Source organism: Fulvivirga kasyanovii (assembly GCF_009711405.1).
GTDB classification, from domain to species: Bacteria; Bacteroidota; Bacteroidia; order Cytophagales; family Cyclobacteriaceae; genus Fulvivirga; species Fulvivirga kasyanovii.
In genome coordinates this window covers 1-15,726 of sequence record NZ_SMLW01000624.1, presented here as the reverse complement: position 1 = coordinate 15,726, position 15,726 = coordinate 1, and the positions used below count along the sequence as shown (strand labels likewise).

The following is a 15,726-nucleotide window of genomic DNA, read 5'->3' as shown; positions in this document are numbered from 1 at the left end:
ACCTTAAACAGGTAGCCATTTCCTGGTATGGAGGGCAAGTTGTGATAGCATTTGTTCATCAGTGATCCCGCTTCTTTTGAGCATATGGAAAGAGTGGTCAGCACCTTCCAGGTTTATCAATGTGGTATTAGGTAAAGGTTCAGTTACTTGCCGAATCAAATGAGGAGTAGCCAGTTTGTCGCGGGTACCCTGCAGAAAGAGCATGGGGCAACTTATTTTGCCCAGATGACCAGCTCTGTCAACAGAGGGCTTGCCGGGAGGGTGAAGGGGAAAACCATAAAACACCACTCCGGTGAGGTTGTGAGGATTTGATGCCGCATATAACGAAGTCATTCTTCCACCAAAAGACTTACCACCTGCCAGAACAGGAAGCCTTGGGAAGAGCTGTTGCGCTTGTTTAATAGCAGCTTCAATGGTCTTGAGGGCGATCTGCGGCGGGTCAGGTCGCCTTTTACCATTTTCCATGTAAGGAAAGTTAAACCTTAACGTGCTGATACCTGCTTCTGCCAATTCATGGGCAAGCGAATTCATAAACGGATGATGCATTCCGGCACCAGCTCCATGGCTGAGAACCATTACAGCTTTAGCAGAAGGGGCGGAGAGAAGCTCGTAACTAACCTCGCCTATTTTTTCCGAAACGGTAATCTTTTCTGCCATAATATCTGTAAGTAAAATCCCATGTTTATGATTGTTCCAAATTAATATGATTTTATGGCTAATGAAAGAAGCAGGATACATTTATATAGCTTGAGACCACAGGATATACAGTGGTCTCAGCAATTGGTGGCGCAATATCTACGTTATTATTTGTTTTCAAGGGTATCTCCTACAGGATCACTTTTGCCCACTTCATCAGGGTCATTTTCATCAATATCTTCTCCCAGGGTCTTAGATTGAGCATCTATCTCTTTGGTTTCATCATTAACCTGCTCTTTAGTTTGGTTATCCGTACATGCACCAAGGCCGAGTACAGCCAGAAAAGCCAGGATTAATATGTGTTTTTTCATGGTTATAAATTATTTAGTTGCATCACACACTGTGCAAGCTGTTTGCCAAAACAAAAGGAAGGTATTGAAAGTAAGAATTAAGAGATGATTAACTTGCTGAAGGCAATACATTGAAGGAATTTACATCAGACTGTCTCGCTTTTTCCTCCTTTATGTTGATAAACATCTACAGGTATCATGCATGTGGTTATCCATAAGCGTTATGAATTGGTTGGAGTATTATTTGCTGTTCAAGCTGACTACCAGGTATTAAGCTTTACCTCAACCTAAACCTGAAAAACGGCTGGCAATATCTTGCCGGCTGTTTTTATATGACTTTGTATCGTTCTTTAACAAGCAGAATTTCTGAGGAGACATTAACAGTTCCGACTATTTGATTGACAGCATTTGTGAATAGCAATCAGCGAAAGCATTAGGCAACCGGGATCGGTATACTCCACGGTTTTACACCTGACCAGCAATAACTGCTGTATTCATAAGAGATTTACACATTCATAAGTGCATACTAAACTATCAAGCATCTTAAGTGTTTTATTTAATAGAATATAAATCAATGACAAGGTCGGTTAATAAGAGTGTTCTTCATAGCAACAAGGTGATTGTAATAGATGATGAACAGGTGCACCTGGAAGTACTCCAAAAGGTTATCCATGATTTGAATTTAGAACTTTTTCATGCTGGCAGTGGAGAAGAGGCATTACGATATTTTGATCAAAATGACTTTACTCTTGCACTAATTGACACTGATATGCCTGGAATGGATGGTTATTCGTTTGCAGAGATGCTTTGCAATAATGAAAAATTACGGGCTATACCATTTATATTCATGCTCCCTCCCGGAGAGGATAAAGCCCGGGTGTTCAAAGGTCATGAACAATGTACGTTTACCTTTATTTCCAGGCCTCTTAATGCCGGATTTGTTAAGGATAAGGTGAAGTTTTTTATTGAGAAATTCAGATATGAAGAGGAGCTTAAAAATACAAGAAGTGTACTAAAACGTCATATTAATGATCTTGAAAAAGCATATGAGGAACTTCAATCATTTAGTTATACGGTTTCACATGACTTGCGGGCCCCTTTGAGGGTAATTTCAGGCTATGCTAATATTCTTATGGAAGATTACGCCTCAGAAATGGAAGAGGAAGCTTTAAAAGTCATAAAAGTAATTGTCCGTAATACCAAAAAGATGTCGACTTTGATAGATGAACTACTTCACTTTGCCAGTCTTGCAAGAAAGGATAAGCAACTGGAGGAAGTAGACATGACAGCTAAATTTAAAAATATATTTGAAGAACTGACCGAACACATCCAAAACCGAAAAATCACGCTGAATATTCAACCTCTCAAACCTGCTTATGCTGATAAAGCCCTCTTGCGCAGACTGGTGACTAACCTTTTAGGGAATGCCATAAAATACACCTCTTTGCGCAAAGAAGCCTGTATAGAAGTAGGAGGGGAGTGGCACCAAGATGAGTATGTCTATTATATTAAAGACAACGGCGTTGGTTTCGACAATAATTATAAAAATAAAATGTTTGGAGTTTTCCAGCGTTTGCATAAGGAAAGTGAGTTTGAAGGTACCGGCATTGGGTTAGCTATAGTTCACAAAGTAGTAGAGCACCATGGAGGACGCATCTGGGCGGAAGGTGCTCCCGGGAAAGGGGCTGCTTTCTTTTTTACTTTGGAAAAGGAAAGTCAAAGGGATCAAGAATTGATATGAAGTGTCGTATTAATTCTACTTTCAGGCGGAGGAATCAATGCTACCAATAACGTTAGCTTGATTAGATCATGCTGTAATACTGCATAATCCTATAAAGGAACTACGTACGCATCTTTCTTGCTGGATTATTTGTTAGAATGGAAGCAAACAGAGAGCCACTAAATTACAGCTTTATTGAACTTTCATTTCATGTGCTGCTTTACTCACCCGGTGACTGATAGGTCTGACAGGGGACAGACCTATGCTATTAAGCTAAGACGGTAGAACGCGGCAAATGTGCTCTTTTTGGTTGATAAATTTAATGACAGCTTCAGAGCTAAATGGCGGCTTTACTAAACTTTGAAAGTTTGGTAAAGCTTTACTGTTCTGTAACACCGGCTGAGGGTAATAGCCTTAAAGCAGAGATTGCTAACCTTTCTGAGCATCGCCTCTCCCGGCAATGGCCTCCTGCCATAATGAAAGATTGTGCCTCCGAATGCCGTAGGGTCCTCTGCGAGAAGCTCTACTGGGAAGTAATAGCTAAAACTGCATGACTAACCCAATTTCTGGTTAAAATGATGTGATTTAAAAGGTCTGTCAGGGGACAGACCAAGGGGAGGACGGAGTACATGTTAAAAAAGCTCAATGTATCTGAGAAGGATCCTTCTCAGTCCCACTTATACAAATAAAAATGGCCGGAAAATTCCCGGCCATTAATACTCTATATCGATGTATTCTATATCAGAATTTTAACAAACTTGGGCATTCGACATTTCCATGGATCTTTCTTATTCTGAACCTATAGTTTAGCATAAATTCATGGGTTCCTTGTGAGAACTGATTGATGTCAGAGGTAGTCCAGTCATAAGAATAACCGAAATGGAACTGCTCACTCAGCTTCAGGTCAATGTAGGTAATAATAGCATCAATATTTCTGTAGGATGCACCTACACTGAACACTTCATGAAAGATAAAACCCGCATTGATATCGATCCTTAGTGGTGAACCCTCCTGTGCCTGGATAAGCATTGCAGGGTTGAACTGCACTGTCTTCGCCCTGTTAAGCGGCAGTACCATTCCTCCATGCAGATAATAATAACGAGCTTCAGAAATTTCACTGGCCAATTGCTCTACTCCCCCGGATACTTTGTTGTTCAACAGGAAGGGTACAGATAGACCGGCGAACAGAAGGTCATTGTGAAAATAAACGCCTGCTCCGAAATTTGGTTTAAACCGGCTTTCGATGTTTGCAAAAGACGCATCATTGGGATCATCTAAATTCAAATTGCTGAAATCGGCTGACGTCAGATTGAAGCCAGCCTGTAGGCCCATAGCCAGGGTACCTACAGGAGACTTTATAATAAACGCATAACTACCAAACATACTTTGGTTCGAATAGCTACCGATTTCATCATTTGTGATCAGGAGTCCGACACCTACTTTGTTTTTTGCCAGCGCACTGTGTGCACTGAACGATAGTGTTTTTGGAGCTCCGTCAAAGTTTACCCACTGGTTTCGGTACATGGCAGTTGCACTGAACTGTACATGGCTCCCCGCGTAGGCAGGGTTTATAACAAGGCCATTGAACAGGTACTGCGAGTAAACCGGATACTGCTGAGCCTGGGATGTATTCCATAACAAAGCGAGTAAGACAACGACTAAACTAGTCTTTAAAATTTTCATGGTCAGGTTAAAAAGTTTAATTAACGATTTCAAGATATCCGGCCGTCGGCTTAGAACCATCTCTCTTATCGATGACGTAAAAATAAGTACCATCTGGTAAATTAGTACCAATTACGCTAATTCCTTTATTAGAAACTCCATCAAAGAAGGTTGTTTCGTTGTCATAGCCTTCGGCTTCATATACCTGGGTACCCGCCCTGTTAAAAATCTTCACAAGGTTATCAGGATATTTGTCTATACAATCTATTCTGAAATAATCATTGGAAGCATCTCCATTTCTTGATATACCGTTATAAGGATTGATCTCTGTAAGTATTTCAACATCCTCGGATACAGAACATCCTTTTGCAGTGGTAGCTGTTACAGTGTACACACCTGCATATGCCGGAGAAAGGTTTGGTCCATAGGCAATCACCTTATCAGATCCTGAAAGTGTCCATGTAATGCTATCTATTTCCACACTATTGGTAAGAATTAATCTGGCAAAGCCTGTTTCCTGACCACAGCTTGCATTTCCTACTACAAATTCAAATTCAGGATAAACAAACTCTCCAAGAATCGCTTCAGTATCAGGGTTGGATATACAACCAGTAATTCTGCTCTTGGCTATTACAGTGTATTCTCCAACAGTCAGATTACTCCATACTTCCCCTACGTGGGCGGTATCAGTAGTCACCTGCTGGCCTACGAACCAATAGAAGATGTAATCCTGAGTATTACCATTTACAGATACAGATAGTGCCCCGTCATCCTGAGTTTCACAATTGGTTACATGCGACATTACTTCAATAGTAGGGTCTGGCATGGTAGTGATATTCTCTTCAATGATCACCTCCTGCGTATCACTACATTTTGTAATGTTGTCAATGGCCACTACTTCGTAGGTTCCTGGCTCCATACCAAAGAACTCTGGCCCAACATATACTGGTGTAGCAGATCCACTGGCATCATACCATTCGAAAGTATAACCAACATATGAACCGTTAACTGTTGCAATAGCTGAACCGTCTGCTTTTGTGAGGTCACATACTGTTACAGCGCCTTTAGCTACGGCAGTAACTACAGGCATTTCCTGTTCGATGTCTATGGTGGCTGTACCAGTTGCTATACAACTTGCGTCAGCATTGTCAACAGCCGTTAAGGAATAGGTGCCATCTAAAGCACGACCCGACCACTCTCGTCCAACAAATGTGGAATTGTCAGGGGAAGGAGCTGTCCAGGTGTATGTATAGTTGTTTGGAGAGGTCATAACCGTACCAAATACAACTCCATCATCTCCAGGATCACACGTAGTGACAGGGGATGCGGATGTCGAAAGGTTTACTGGGTACTCTTCTTCAACTAATGTGTAAGTCTCTGTTGTAAAACATAAAGTTGTGGTGTTTGTGACAACTACGGTATATGTTCCTGCATCAACCAGATTTACCTGATCTGCTCCTGAAGCTAAAGTGCCGTCAGGATAAGTCCATGCATAAGTAAAACCACCTCCGGCACCACTGGCGCTTACATGTAATTCACCAAGTAAATTGGCTGGTTGTAAACACTTTGTTGGGTTTTGGAAACTGATCAGGTCTACTGAAGGGTCTCCAATCGTAGCATCGTCAATAGTGAATTCGATCAGTGTTGTCTGACAGGCACTTAAGGTGCTTATTGCCTTTACATAATAGCTGCCTGCAGTAAGATCATTGATCTGGTTTGTTGTATTGGGAGTGCCGGCATTTGGCAAAATGTTATTACTGGCATCGTACCACTCAAAAGAATAGTTAGCAGTACCTACGGAGACACCATCTTCCATAATGTCAGTTACGATTACCTGACTGCCATTGCTCGGTGCACAACTTATAACATTCGTAATATCCAACCCTGCTGCAGGTACACTTACAGTAGGGCGATCATTCAATATCTGGAATGTTCTAGTAGATGAACAGGTTAGATAAGTAGTATTATCAGTTACTCTTACCGTGTAGTAACCTGCAGCCAGATTGATAGCCCTCTCATTATTAACTCCTGCTATATTGGCAGCACTAAGAGGAGTAGAAGTATCCTGTCCTGTAAACCACTCAATAATGTAATTGGCAGGACTTGCACCTCCATCGATTTCCACTTCTATTTCTCCATTTGGAGTACCTCCAAGATTATCACAGAAAGTATTGGCATTTTGAGTTATAGCCGCAATTTCCGGATACTCAACTTCCATGTCAATAGTAAGCAACACCACAGGGTCATCGCACACTGCAATTGCAGGGTTTGTTGGTGTGGCAGTCACAGCGTAATCACCACTCGCTAGTCCTGTGAATGTATAATTAGTCTGTCCTGATACACCTGCTATTGAGAAGTCAGGGGTACCGGAAGCGACAGAACTTCCAATGTAAAGATCTATTTCATAGTCAGCTTCGTCAAACCCTGCAAGATTAGTAGGAGTTAACTCAACTTCTAAAGATCCGTTATTGTCGTTACATGTTGTTGAAGAAGCCTGGGTGATCAAATGCAGTTCGTGTCCTGTAGCCAATGGCATATAGAAAACTTCTACCTCCTGGCAACCGGTTGTAACGTTGGTAGCTAGTACTGTATAGTTCCCACTGGTCAGATTACTCGCTGTAGAAGTATTAACGTTGGTATGCGTCAGGAATGGTGTTGATGTAAAAGGGTTTACGTTTCCTTCATACCAGTCTATATTGTAAAGGTCTGTAGAAGGCGTAACATCTACCTTCAATACACCACTCGTAGCATTACAATCCGCAGGGAAAGAAGAAGCAGCATCATCTAACTGGATCTCAGTTACAGGAGCCAGAATGGTTATTGATTTGGCAGAAGCCACACAATTGGTAGTGTTATTAAAAGCTTCGACTGTGTATGTACCTGCTCCTAATTGGGTTAATGTATTGCCGGTCTCACTATAATCCGGTGTAGCTTTTACATTATTTCCGTTATACCATGAGAAAGTATAGTCACTAAGTGATCCAGTGCTCACACTTGCTGTAATGGTTCCATTGAACGGTTGACAAAGTGTAACGTCTGTCTTCACCAAAGACAAATTAGGTATAACAATATTATGTCCAACAGTTGCCTCAGCAGTTACAAAACAACCCGTGCTGTTCTCAGTCAATTTAACAGTGTAAGTACCTTGATCCAGTCCGTTAACTGTTGCAGTGGAACCTATTACTGCAGAACTCGTGTTCTGACCTGCAAACCACTCAATAGTATAGTTTGATACACTACCCGGGAATGTTGCAGTAACACTTCCATTAGGCAACGTAGGATCACATGAAGTCATATCTGTACTGCTGGTATTGGTAATTACCGGAGGTGTTGTCTGGTTGATAGTTACCGTTACAGGATCAGACTTACACTTAGAATTTATATCGGTAGCAACTACAGTATAACTGCCTTGAGCCAAGCCGGTAACATTTGCGCCGGTAAAATCTGCTGTAGGCTTAACGTTACTTCCTTTGAACCATGCAAAAGTATAGCTTGTCACATTACCGCCGACATTGGCACTTACTTCTCCGGAATTAGCATTTGAACATAAGATATCCACTTTGGAGGCTGAAACAACAGGCTTAGAAGTTTCATCACCTACTGAGCCTGGAGCAACACGGCTACAACCACTGAGTTTACTGGTTACTAGAACTCGGTAATCTCCAGGGGCCAGATTGGTGGCGGTGTGGCTAACGCTAATAGCAGGAAGTGTTATGGGGTCCCCGGTGCTACCAGTTACCCACTTATAGGTATAGTCATTTGAGGAACCACCATCAGTGATTACAGCCTTCAATACACCATTAGGTATAATACAATTGTTATTGTCATTTTTCACCTGAACATCTACAGAGAAATCCTCAGGGATATCAACTATCTGTACCTGAACGGTATCAGAATTACAAGATGCTGTTTTATGTGTTGCATATACAGAATATGTACCTGCTGCTAAACCAGAGTAGATAGGCCCTGTAAAATCAGGGGTACCTGTAGCATCAGTTCCATTGAACCAGCTAAATTTGTAATCTGTTGTGTTTTTTACTGTTCCGATCAATCTGTAAGCACTGGCTGAGCCGTTAGCCGGAACAGTGCTTCCTACGCAGAATATATTATCAGTTTTTTCTGTTGAAAGTGCAAAAGGAAGCGGAGAAACCAAGCCGTTGAGTATGTTATTATTATAGTCACACTCGAGGAAGTTGGTATTTGGCATGCTTATAGGTGTTGGTAGTGTTGTGCCATTATCACTTAATACAATATAAAGTGGAAATTCACTTCCTGGTCCTGTAATTGTTTCATTGATAGAAACAATTTCTCCAACCTTAAGGTGATTTAGTGTAACGGATACAGTTGCCAGCTTTATAGCTCCGGCCTGCAGAGGGTTTCCATTGTAAAATGAAATAGGTACATCACCGGTAATATCAACATCTCCGTTATTGGTCATTTGGAATGATACCTGGAAATCAAGCTCGGGACATTGAGGGTTGACAATGCTTAAACTGTTATCAACAAATGTTAAATCTGGAGATGGATACGTTGGGCATCCTTCTGAGCTTAAGAATGGAGACTGGTTAAGGAAGTTGTTAAGGGGTCTGTTAGGGCCTTGAGTACAAGTTCCTTCTGACCATACCAGGTGGTGTTTCTGCTGGTGAGCAGGTATGGTAAGGTCGTCGTTGACGTTTACGTTAAAGTAACCATGCTGATTCCAAAGTCTTCTTGCAGGCACCCAGGGTTCTCCTCCTGATTTGAAAACCCTAACCTGGGAGTTTTCAGAGTAAGAAAGGTTACAGAAATTGTCCCATGCATCTACATCTGATGTTCCACAAACCAAACAAAGTTCTGTAGAACCATCAGCATCCACATCGGCAACTATAGGGTATTCCACGCTTGTTCGTGAAATACAACGGATCTGAGTGTAAATACTACCATCTATACCGTTAATTATATAAAGCCATTGCTCGTCACGGTAAACTACTTCAGTTTTTCCGTCACCGTTGAAGTCAAATAATGTACAGCCAGTGTAGCCGGAAGTTTCTTCATTTACATTAATGCGCCACAGAAGGTTGAAATTATGGTCTAATGCATACAAAAATCTACCGGAAACATAAGAAACATTCAGGTTGCCATCACCATCAAGGTCTCCGATGTTTAAGCGTCCTGTACCATTTATCCATCCCTTAGCATAGCTGTCAGTACCTGATGATGCTGCACAAGTGAGGTTGTTTTCGCTGACATAGGGAATTGGGTCTGAGTAAGTTTTTAAGACGTCATTTTTTACATCCCAGAAAAATACTGTTGTAATCCCCGCGTTGTCCTTACCGGTAGCGATTACATCCAGGAAGCCATCCTGGTTGTAGTCAGCAATACTGGTTGTGTTTTCAGCTCTTTTTATTTTGTACTCGTTTCTTTTCTTTAGTAGGGTCAATGAGCCTGCATCCTGGGTTCGTGAGCCAAGATTGACCTGATAAATGTTTAATCCGGAAACTAACTCCAGGTTACCATCACCTAATATATCTACGGCAACGGGGCCTCCGTTCATGCCGTTCCAACTTGTATGGTTGCCTGCTACCAGGCGGGTGCCTGTTCTGGCATCCCTGATTTCATCTTTATAGAAAAGCTCCACCTGTCCGTCACCATCAAAATCTGCCAAACTCATGTGAACAGGATCCCTTTCTCTGTATTCAGATCTCCAAAGCTCATTAAGTTGGCAGTCGTAAGCTACGATATAATATTCGTGCCTGCTACCGGTCCAGTCATAGAGAATGGTGTAAATCTCGGCACAATTGTCTCCTTCAACATTACCTACCAATACTCTCCACTCAGGTTCGAGCCAACTGTCAACTGTTGTCTCGTACTTAACTGTACCGTCATTTCCATTAAGAACAAAAAGTTTGTCTGTGTACTTGTTTTGAGCCACAATCTCAGGTATGCCATCGGCATCCAAATCACCGACTGCTATCCGACCGATATGGTTGGCAGTTTTGTTGGGAGAGGCAAAATCAAGGGTTAACGAAAAGGACGGGAATTCATTGGGGATAGCTTCGCACTGCACATCCTGGCCAATATAAAAACCATCACAACTGGAATTGCCGGTACAGTCAGGGTCAAAACAGTCTATAAAACCGTCTCCATCGTTGTCTATACCATCATCACAAATTTCCTGAGCGTTCGCAGCAACTACTGCTAGCAGGAATAGAGCTGAAAAAAGGAACTTAAACTTAATCATATAGGTAGCGTTTATTCTTCACTTAGATCAGCCAATCTATAGAACAACCCGCAAATAAGCATTTAATTCTTATTTTATATAACCCATCTTCAAAAAAGGTAACTCTACCTGTAAGAAAATTTATAAAGTTATATGTGGTTCTACTATAAAACTGACTGATTTTAAGGTTCTTAGGTCAATATTTATTTTTCTTGCATGTTTTACCGAAGTAAGGTTATGCTGCCCGATTTAACAATTTCATCATCATCACACTTAATTACATAGTAATAAACTCCGCTGGGAAGCTCTTGCCCTTGCACAGTTCCATCCCAATTATTCAGGTAAGGTTTCTCTTCCAATAGTATATTTCCCGTTTGGTCGACAATGGTAACCCCACATTGAGGAAATTGCTCAATTTTTTCTATCAACCATACAGAATTGATGTTGTCGCTGGTATTGGGAGAGAAAAAATTCTTAGGTTTAATGAGGTTCCCAATAAGATCAGTCTGACTAAAAATGGTGATGGATGACTCTCCCGTACAGCCATTGGCATCCTGACCACTTACTATAAATTCGGTTGTTTCCTTAATTGTAGCGGTTGGATTCGGAATAGTGGCGTCATCCAAAGGTTCTGCCGGACTCCAGCTATAGTTTTGAAGGCCGGAGGCTTCCAGTTGTACGGTTTCTCCAGGGGCTACGCTTAGCCGGTCTGCCGTTATGGTCACTTCAGGATCTGGAAAAGCTTTTAAGGTGATATTAGCACTACCTTCACACCCGGTAGCATCTGATACTGTAACAGAGTAAGTACCGGCCTGATCAACCGAAATGGATGGTGTTGTTTCGCCAGTACTCCAGGCATAAGTATCGAAGCTTTGAGAAATACTTAACTCAGCACTTTCACCGGCACAAAGTACATCGGTGGTTGCACTTATCTCAGGGCTTAGTCCTGACTTAACAGTAATGGACTTGGTAGTAATATCTTCACAGCTTAATCCAATATAGCCAACGGTTAGTGTAACGGTATATGTTCCTTCCTGATAAACATGTGGAGAAGGATTTTTGGACAACGAAGAGGTGCCGTCACCAAACTCCCACTTATATTGAGCTGTTGCCCCTGATGCTACTGTCGATTGATTGGTAAAACTTACACTCTGACTGGCGCACGCAGCGGTTGGTCCATCGAATTGAGCCTGAGGAGCAGCGAAAAAGGATAAATTAACAGGATCAGTTCCTACAGCAGGACAAGATACATCATATTTAACGGTTGCTTTATAAGCGCCCGAGGAACTAGCAGTATATGAAGCAGATGTTGCTCCACTTATTAATGTGTTATTCTTAAACCACTGATAAGTATAGCTTCCAGAGGTAGGTGAAATAGTAAGGGTAACATTATCACCTTCACAATAGCTTGATCCCGTGCCTCCTCCAATAAAAAAGTCTGGAGCTTCCACCGCATCTATAGTGATTTGTTTGGTCTCCAGAAGACATGTGCCGGAATAAACATGGAGATAATAAATGCCCGTATTAATGAATCTAAAGTCAGGAAGAGTAACAGGGTTTCCTGTCTCAGCAAATCCTTCGGGGCCTTCCCACTGATAAGTTAAACCAGCTATGACCGTAGCACTCAGACTCAAAGTTCCTCCAATACACACAGGGCCCGGGTCATTTATAGTAGGGGAGCCAATAGTGCCAGGTGCCTGTACAGTAACAGATACCGGATCCGAGGTTTCCGAACATGAGCCAGCCTCATCAAGCAATACTGTATAAGATCCTGAGACGGTGACATTGATAAACGGGTCTGTATCGGGTAGGGGAGTACCATCCCTATACCATGTGTATGTGGCTCCGGCCACCTCCTGAGTTTCAAGTTTTAGGGGGGTGCCAGTACACACTGTCATTGGTCCCGGAGGATCTATAACCGGCTTTATACAGTTGGCATTCCTGATGACAGAGATTTTAGATGCAGGAATCCCATTATTATCGTCGTCAACACTGGTGAAAATTATATCAGGCTTCCCGTCCCCGTCGATATCTCCAGACCTGACATTTCGGTTGATATATGTAACACCCAGGTCTAATTTTTGAAAAGATGGTGAACCTGAACTGTTGTTATTTAAAACAGTCAATGCTTTATTGCTACCAAGCGTTGCTACAAGAATATCTGCTTTTGAGTCCCCATCAAGATCGCCAATATCCAAACCCCAGGGTACTTGCGCTGTACCTACCGATGTAGCACTTCCGAAAGTCAGACTGCTCCCCTTGGTAGACTGGTTGGGCATGATCGCTATATCATTGCTAAGATAGCGGGTGGCTAAAAGCTCAAGTTTTTTGTCATTGTTGAAATCAGCGGATTTAAGATTGGCCAGTGTGCCCCCGATATCGGTAAAATGGAATGTGCTCAATTGTAAGTTACCGGTAGTACTGTTGTTTTCAGAGAAAAATAGTTTGCCATCCTTTAGGAAGTTGTTGGTAATGATGTCAGGTTTAAGGTCAATATTAAAATCATTGACCACAATACCCCCACTGACGTCCCCGTTGGGTATAGGAATGTCCACCGGGGCTGCAAAATTTAATGTACTTCCGCTTGAGGTATTCTTAAGAACAGAAATTTTACTTGAGGCCTGATCTGCTACAATAATTTCAGGCCTGCCATCAAGGTCAAGATCATGGATCTCAATTCTTTTAGTGGAATTAGCAGGGATGACTCTGGTATCTAAAGTGAATGAAATATTGCCCACCGTAGAGTTATTGTCCAGTATAAAAATCCTGGTGCCGGTACCACCTTCAGATAAAACCGCTTCAGGCTTGCCGTCCCCATCGAGATCACCGCATTTTATATTTAGAGTAGGGGCACCAATAGCAGGGTGGGTTGCAGTAAAACTAATGGCACCAACCGTACTTGTATTTTTAAGTACAGTAAAACTGTTATCCTTAGAGTTTGTACCAATAATATCATTCAGCCCGTCACCATCAAAGTCACATACGCAGAGATCGTAGAGGCCGGACTTGGCATTGTAGTCAATTTGCGCTTCAAAATCTGCCGCGGTTAGGCCGGAAGGGCCGCCGTAGCTCAGCAGGAAAGGCAGCGGACTGTAGCCTGTAAGGTTGTTGCTAAGGTTTGTTACAGAGATAAGGTCATATGTGGCAGCAGCGGGTACCTGTACTTCAATCAACTGCGAAGACCAGGATACAATATTTCCCCGGGCCCCACCGAAAGAGACGATAGAGGATGCATTGAAATTTTGTCCTTTTATACTGATGGTCTGTCCTGCGTATGCACTGTTTGGGGCTACCTCTTTGATTACGGGAATCTGGCCAAACGATTTACCGGCCATGAAAATAATAAATAGAGATATTATCAACGGCTTTGGCCGACATATACTCAGTTTAAGGGCGTTTTGGTATAGGTATAGCATTCGTTGGTCGTAGTTAGGTATGTATCTTATTTCATATCATAAGGTAACCTTTGAGATTATTGCTCAACCGCGATAATTGATACATTTTTATACATTGTGTGCTCTTGTAGCACGTTTTTCTGCTCGTTCGCTTCTTCTAGTTTGGAAGTCTCATAAGTATAAACATGATATTTGTTGTCGGCTTTATGGTACAAGATATTGGTGTCGAGTTCTTTTTCTTGTTTCATCCTTCTTACAAAGGCATCTGCCGAGTCAAAATCTTTGAAGGTTTCAATGACCACATAGTACTTCTTAGGCTTGTTTTTTCCTTTATCTTCTCCACCTCCTTCAGATAGCTCATCAGTAGCGTATCTGGCTGTTTTTTCTATAACCCTGGGTATAGGTTTTGTTCTTTCAGGTTTATTCTTTTCTCCAGTGAAATTTTGTCCTTTTATACTGATGGTCTGTCCGGCATAAGCGCTCTTAGGGGGTGCCGCCTCTTTGATATCGGAAACCAGGCCAAACGATTTGCTGGCGATGAAAATAAAAAATAGAGATATGGTTAACGGCTTTAGTCCACATATACTCAGTTTAAGGGTGTTTTGGTATAGGTATAGCATTCGTTGGTCGTAGTTAGATATGTATTATAATTTATGTCATAAAAGTAACCGTTGTGGTTATTGCTCAATCGCGATAATTGTTACACTTTTATACTTAGTAAGTTCCTGTAGAGCACGTTTCTGCTCATTGGCTTCTTTTAATTTGAAAGTCTGATAAGTATAAACATGATACTTGTTGTCCACTTTATTGTAGAAGATGTTGGTGTAGAGTTCTCTTTCTTCTTTCATCCTTCTTACAAAGGCATCGGCTGAGTCAAAATCTTTGAAGGTTTTAATGACCACATAATACTTTTTAGGTCTGTCACCACCTTTATCTTCTCCACCACCCTCAGATATGTCATCAGCAGAGTATCTGGCTCTGTGTGTTTCAGTTTTTTCTATAGTTCTGAGTATAGGTTTTGTTCTTTCAAGTTTTTTCTTTTCTCCAATGTTGATGGTTAACTGAAGTTCATGGGTCCCTGAGGAGTATCCTTCTACGAGGTTGCTGGCGGGTTCGTATGCGTAGGCAAATGAAAAAGAGGAAATATTGAATCCTAACAGTCCGAATGCTCCGTAATTAAGCCTGTAGCCACCACCAATCCAGAAATCTTCATGCAAGTGTAACGTAGTAAGTACCTCTATGCGTTCGTCTGCGACCTTTGAATAGCGATACAAAAGGTACATCTGTAATGGTGCATAGGCATCTTCTATAGCCACTCTTCTACGGATCCCTTTTATTCTCCTGGTTACAATTTTTTTATCAATACGTCTTTTGAAGTAGGTTGAGAAAAGAACCTCATCAAAAGGTGAGAATTCATAGTTCTGAAAGTCCTGCGTATTCAAAAGGGCAGGTTTAAATAGTTTGGGTATGGTAATACCCAGATTTAATCCACTCTTGGTTTTTAGTTTAAAGCCAAAATTAGCAATGGGCTGAATATTATTTCTCAGGAATTCGTCCAGAATGGGGTCATCAGGATCATCAATCTGGTTAAAGTCAATATCTGTACTGGTAACACCTGCAGATAGCCCAAAAGATATTTTTGAAACCTTGGTAAGATATACAGTATATGCGTAGGTGGCCAGTAGATCGTTGGTGGTGATCAGGCCCCGTTCGTAATTGCGGATGGTAAGACCATAAGCATGCTGTTTATAATCAAAAGGGGCC

At 41.7% G+C, this 15,726-nt stretch carries 8 protein-coding genes; 1 reads left to right on the top strand and 7 read right to left on the bottom strand.

Features of this window, described 5'->3' with window-relative positions; genetic code table 11:
* Nucleotides 1-3: 3 nt before the first annotated feature.
* Together E1163_RS20670 and E1163_RS20665 are read right to left on the bottom strand one after the other, a co-directional pair.
* Complete coding sequence (locus E1163_RS20670) at nt 4-657, bottom strand: alpha/beta hydrolase family protein (protein WP_221418051.1); 654 nt, start codon at nt 655-657, stop codon at nt 4-6.
* 146 nt (nt 658-803) lie between these two features.
* Nucleotides 804-1,007 (bottom strand): hypothetical protein, encoded by a 204-nt coding sequence (locus E1163_RS20665; protein ID WP_155174365.1) that lies wholly within the window; start codon nt 1,005-1,007, stop codon nt 804-806.
* Nucleotides 1,008-1,560: 553 nt separating this feature from the next.
* Between E1163_RS20665 and E1163_RS20660 the strand changes: the two genes are divergently transcribed.
* On the top strand, nt 1,561-2,727 hold the full coding sequence (locus tag E1163_RS20660; RefSeq protein WP_155174364.1) for a sensor histidine kinase: 1,167 nt from the start codon (nt 1,561-1,563) through the stop codon (nt 2,725-2,727).
* 720 nt (nt 2,728-3,447) lie between these two features.
* Here E1163_RS20660 and E1163_RS20655 read toward each other — a convergent pair.
* The 5 genes from E1163_RS20655 to E1163_RS20635 all read right to left on the bottom strand — a co-directional run.
* On the bottom strand, nt 3,448-4,389 hold the full coding sequence (locus E1163_RS20655; protein ID WP_185156155.1) for a PorP/SprF family type IX secretion system membrane protein: 942 nt from the start codon (nt 4,387-4,389) through the stop codon (nt 3,448-3,450).
* A gap of 16 nt (nt 4,390-4,405) precedes the next feature.
* On the bottom strand, nt 4,406-10,588 hold the full coding sequence (locus E1163_RS20650; protein WP_155174362.1) for a T9SS type B sorting domain-containing protein: 6,183 nt from the start codon (nt 10,586-10,588) through the stop codon (nt 4,406-4,408).
* Between the two features lie 200 nt (nt 10,589-10,788).
* A complete protein-coding gene (locus E1163_RS20645; protein ID WP_221418050.1) occupies nt 10,789-13,902 on the bottom strand; it encodes an FG-GAP-like repeat-containing protein in 3,114 nt (1,037 codons plus the stop codon).
* Nucleotides 13,903-14,039: 137 nt separating this feature from the next.
* Nucleotides 14,040-14,582 carry an SPOR domain-containing protein gene (locus tag E1163_RS20640; protein ID WP_155174360.1) on the bottom strand — a complete coding sequence of 181 codons (543 nt, stop codon included), beginning with the start codon at nt 14,580-14,582 and terminating at the stop codon, nt 14,040-14,042.
* A 57-nt stretch (nt 14,583-14,639) separates the two neighbouring features.
* On the bottom strand, nt 14,640-15,726 hold a 1,087-nt coding region (locus tag E1163_RS20635; RefSeq protein WP_155174359.1), incomplete at its 5' end, for a PorP/SprF family type IX secretion system membrane protein.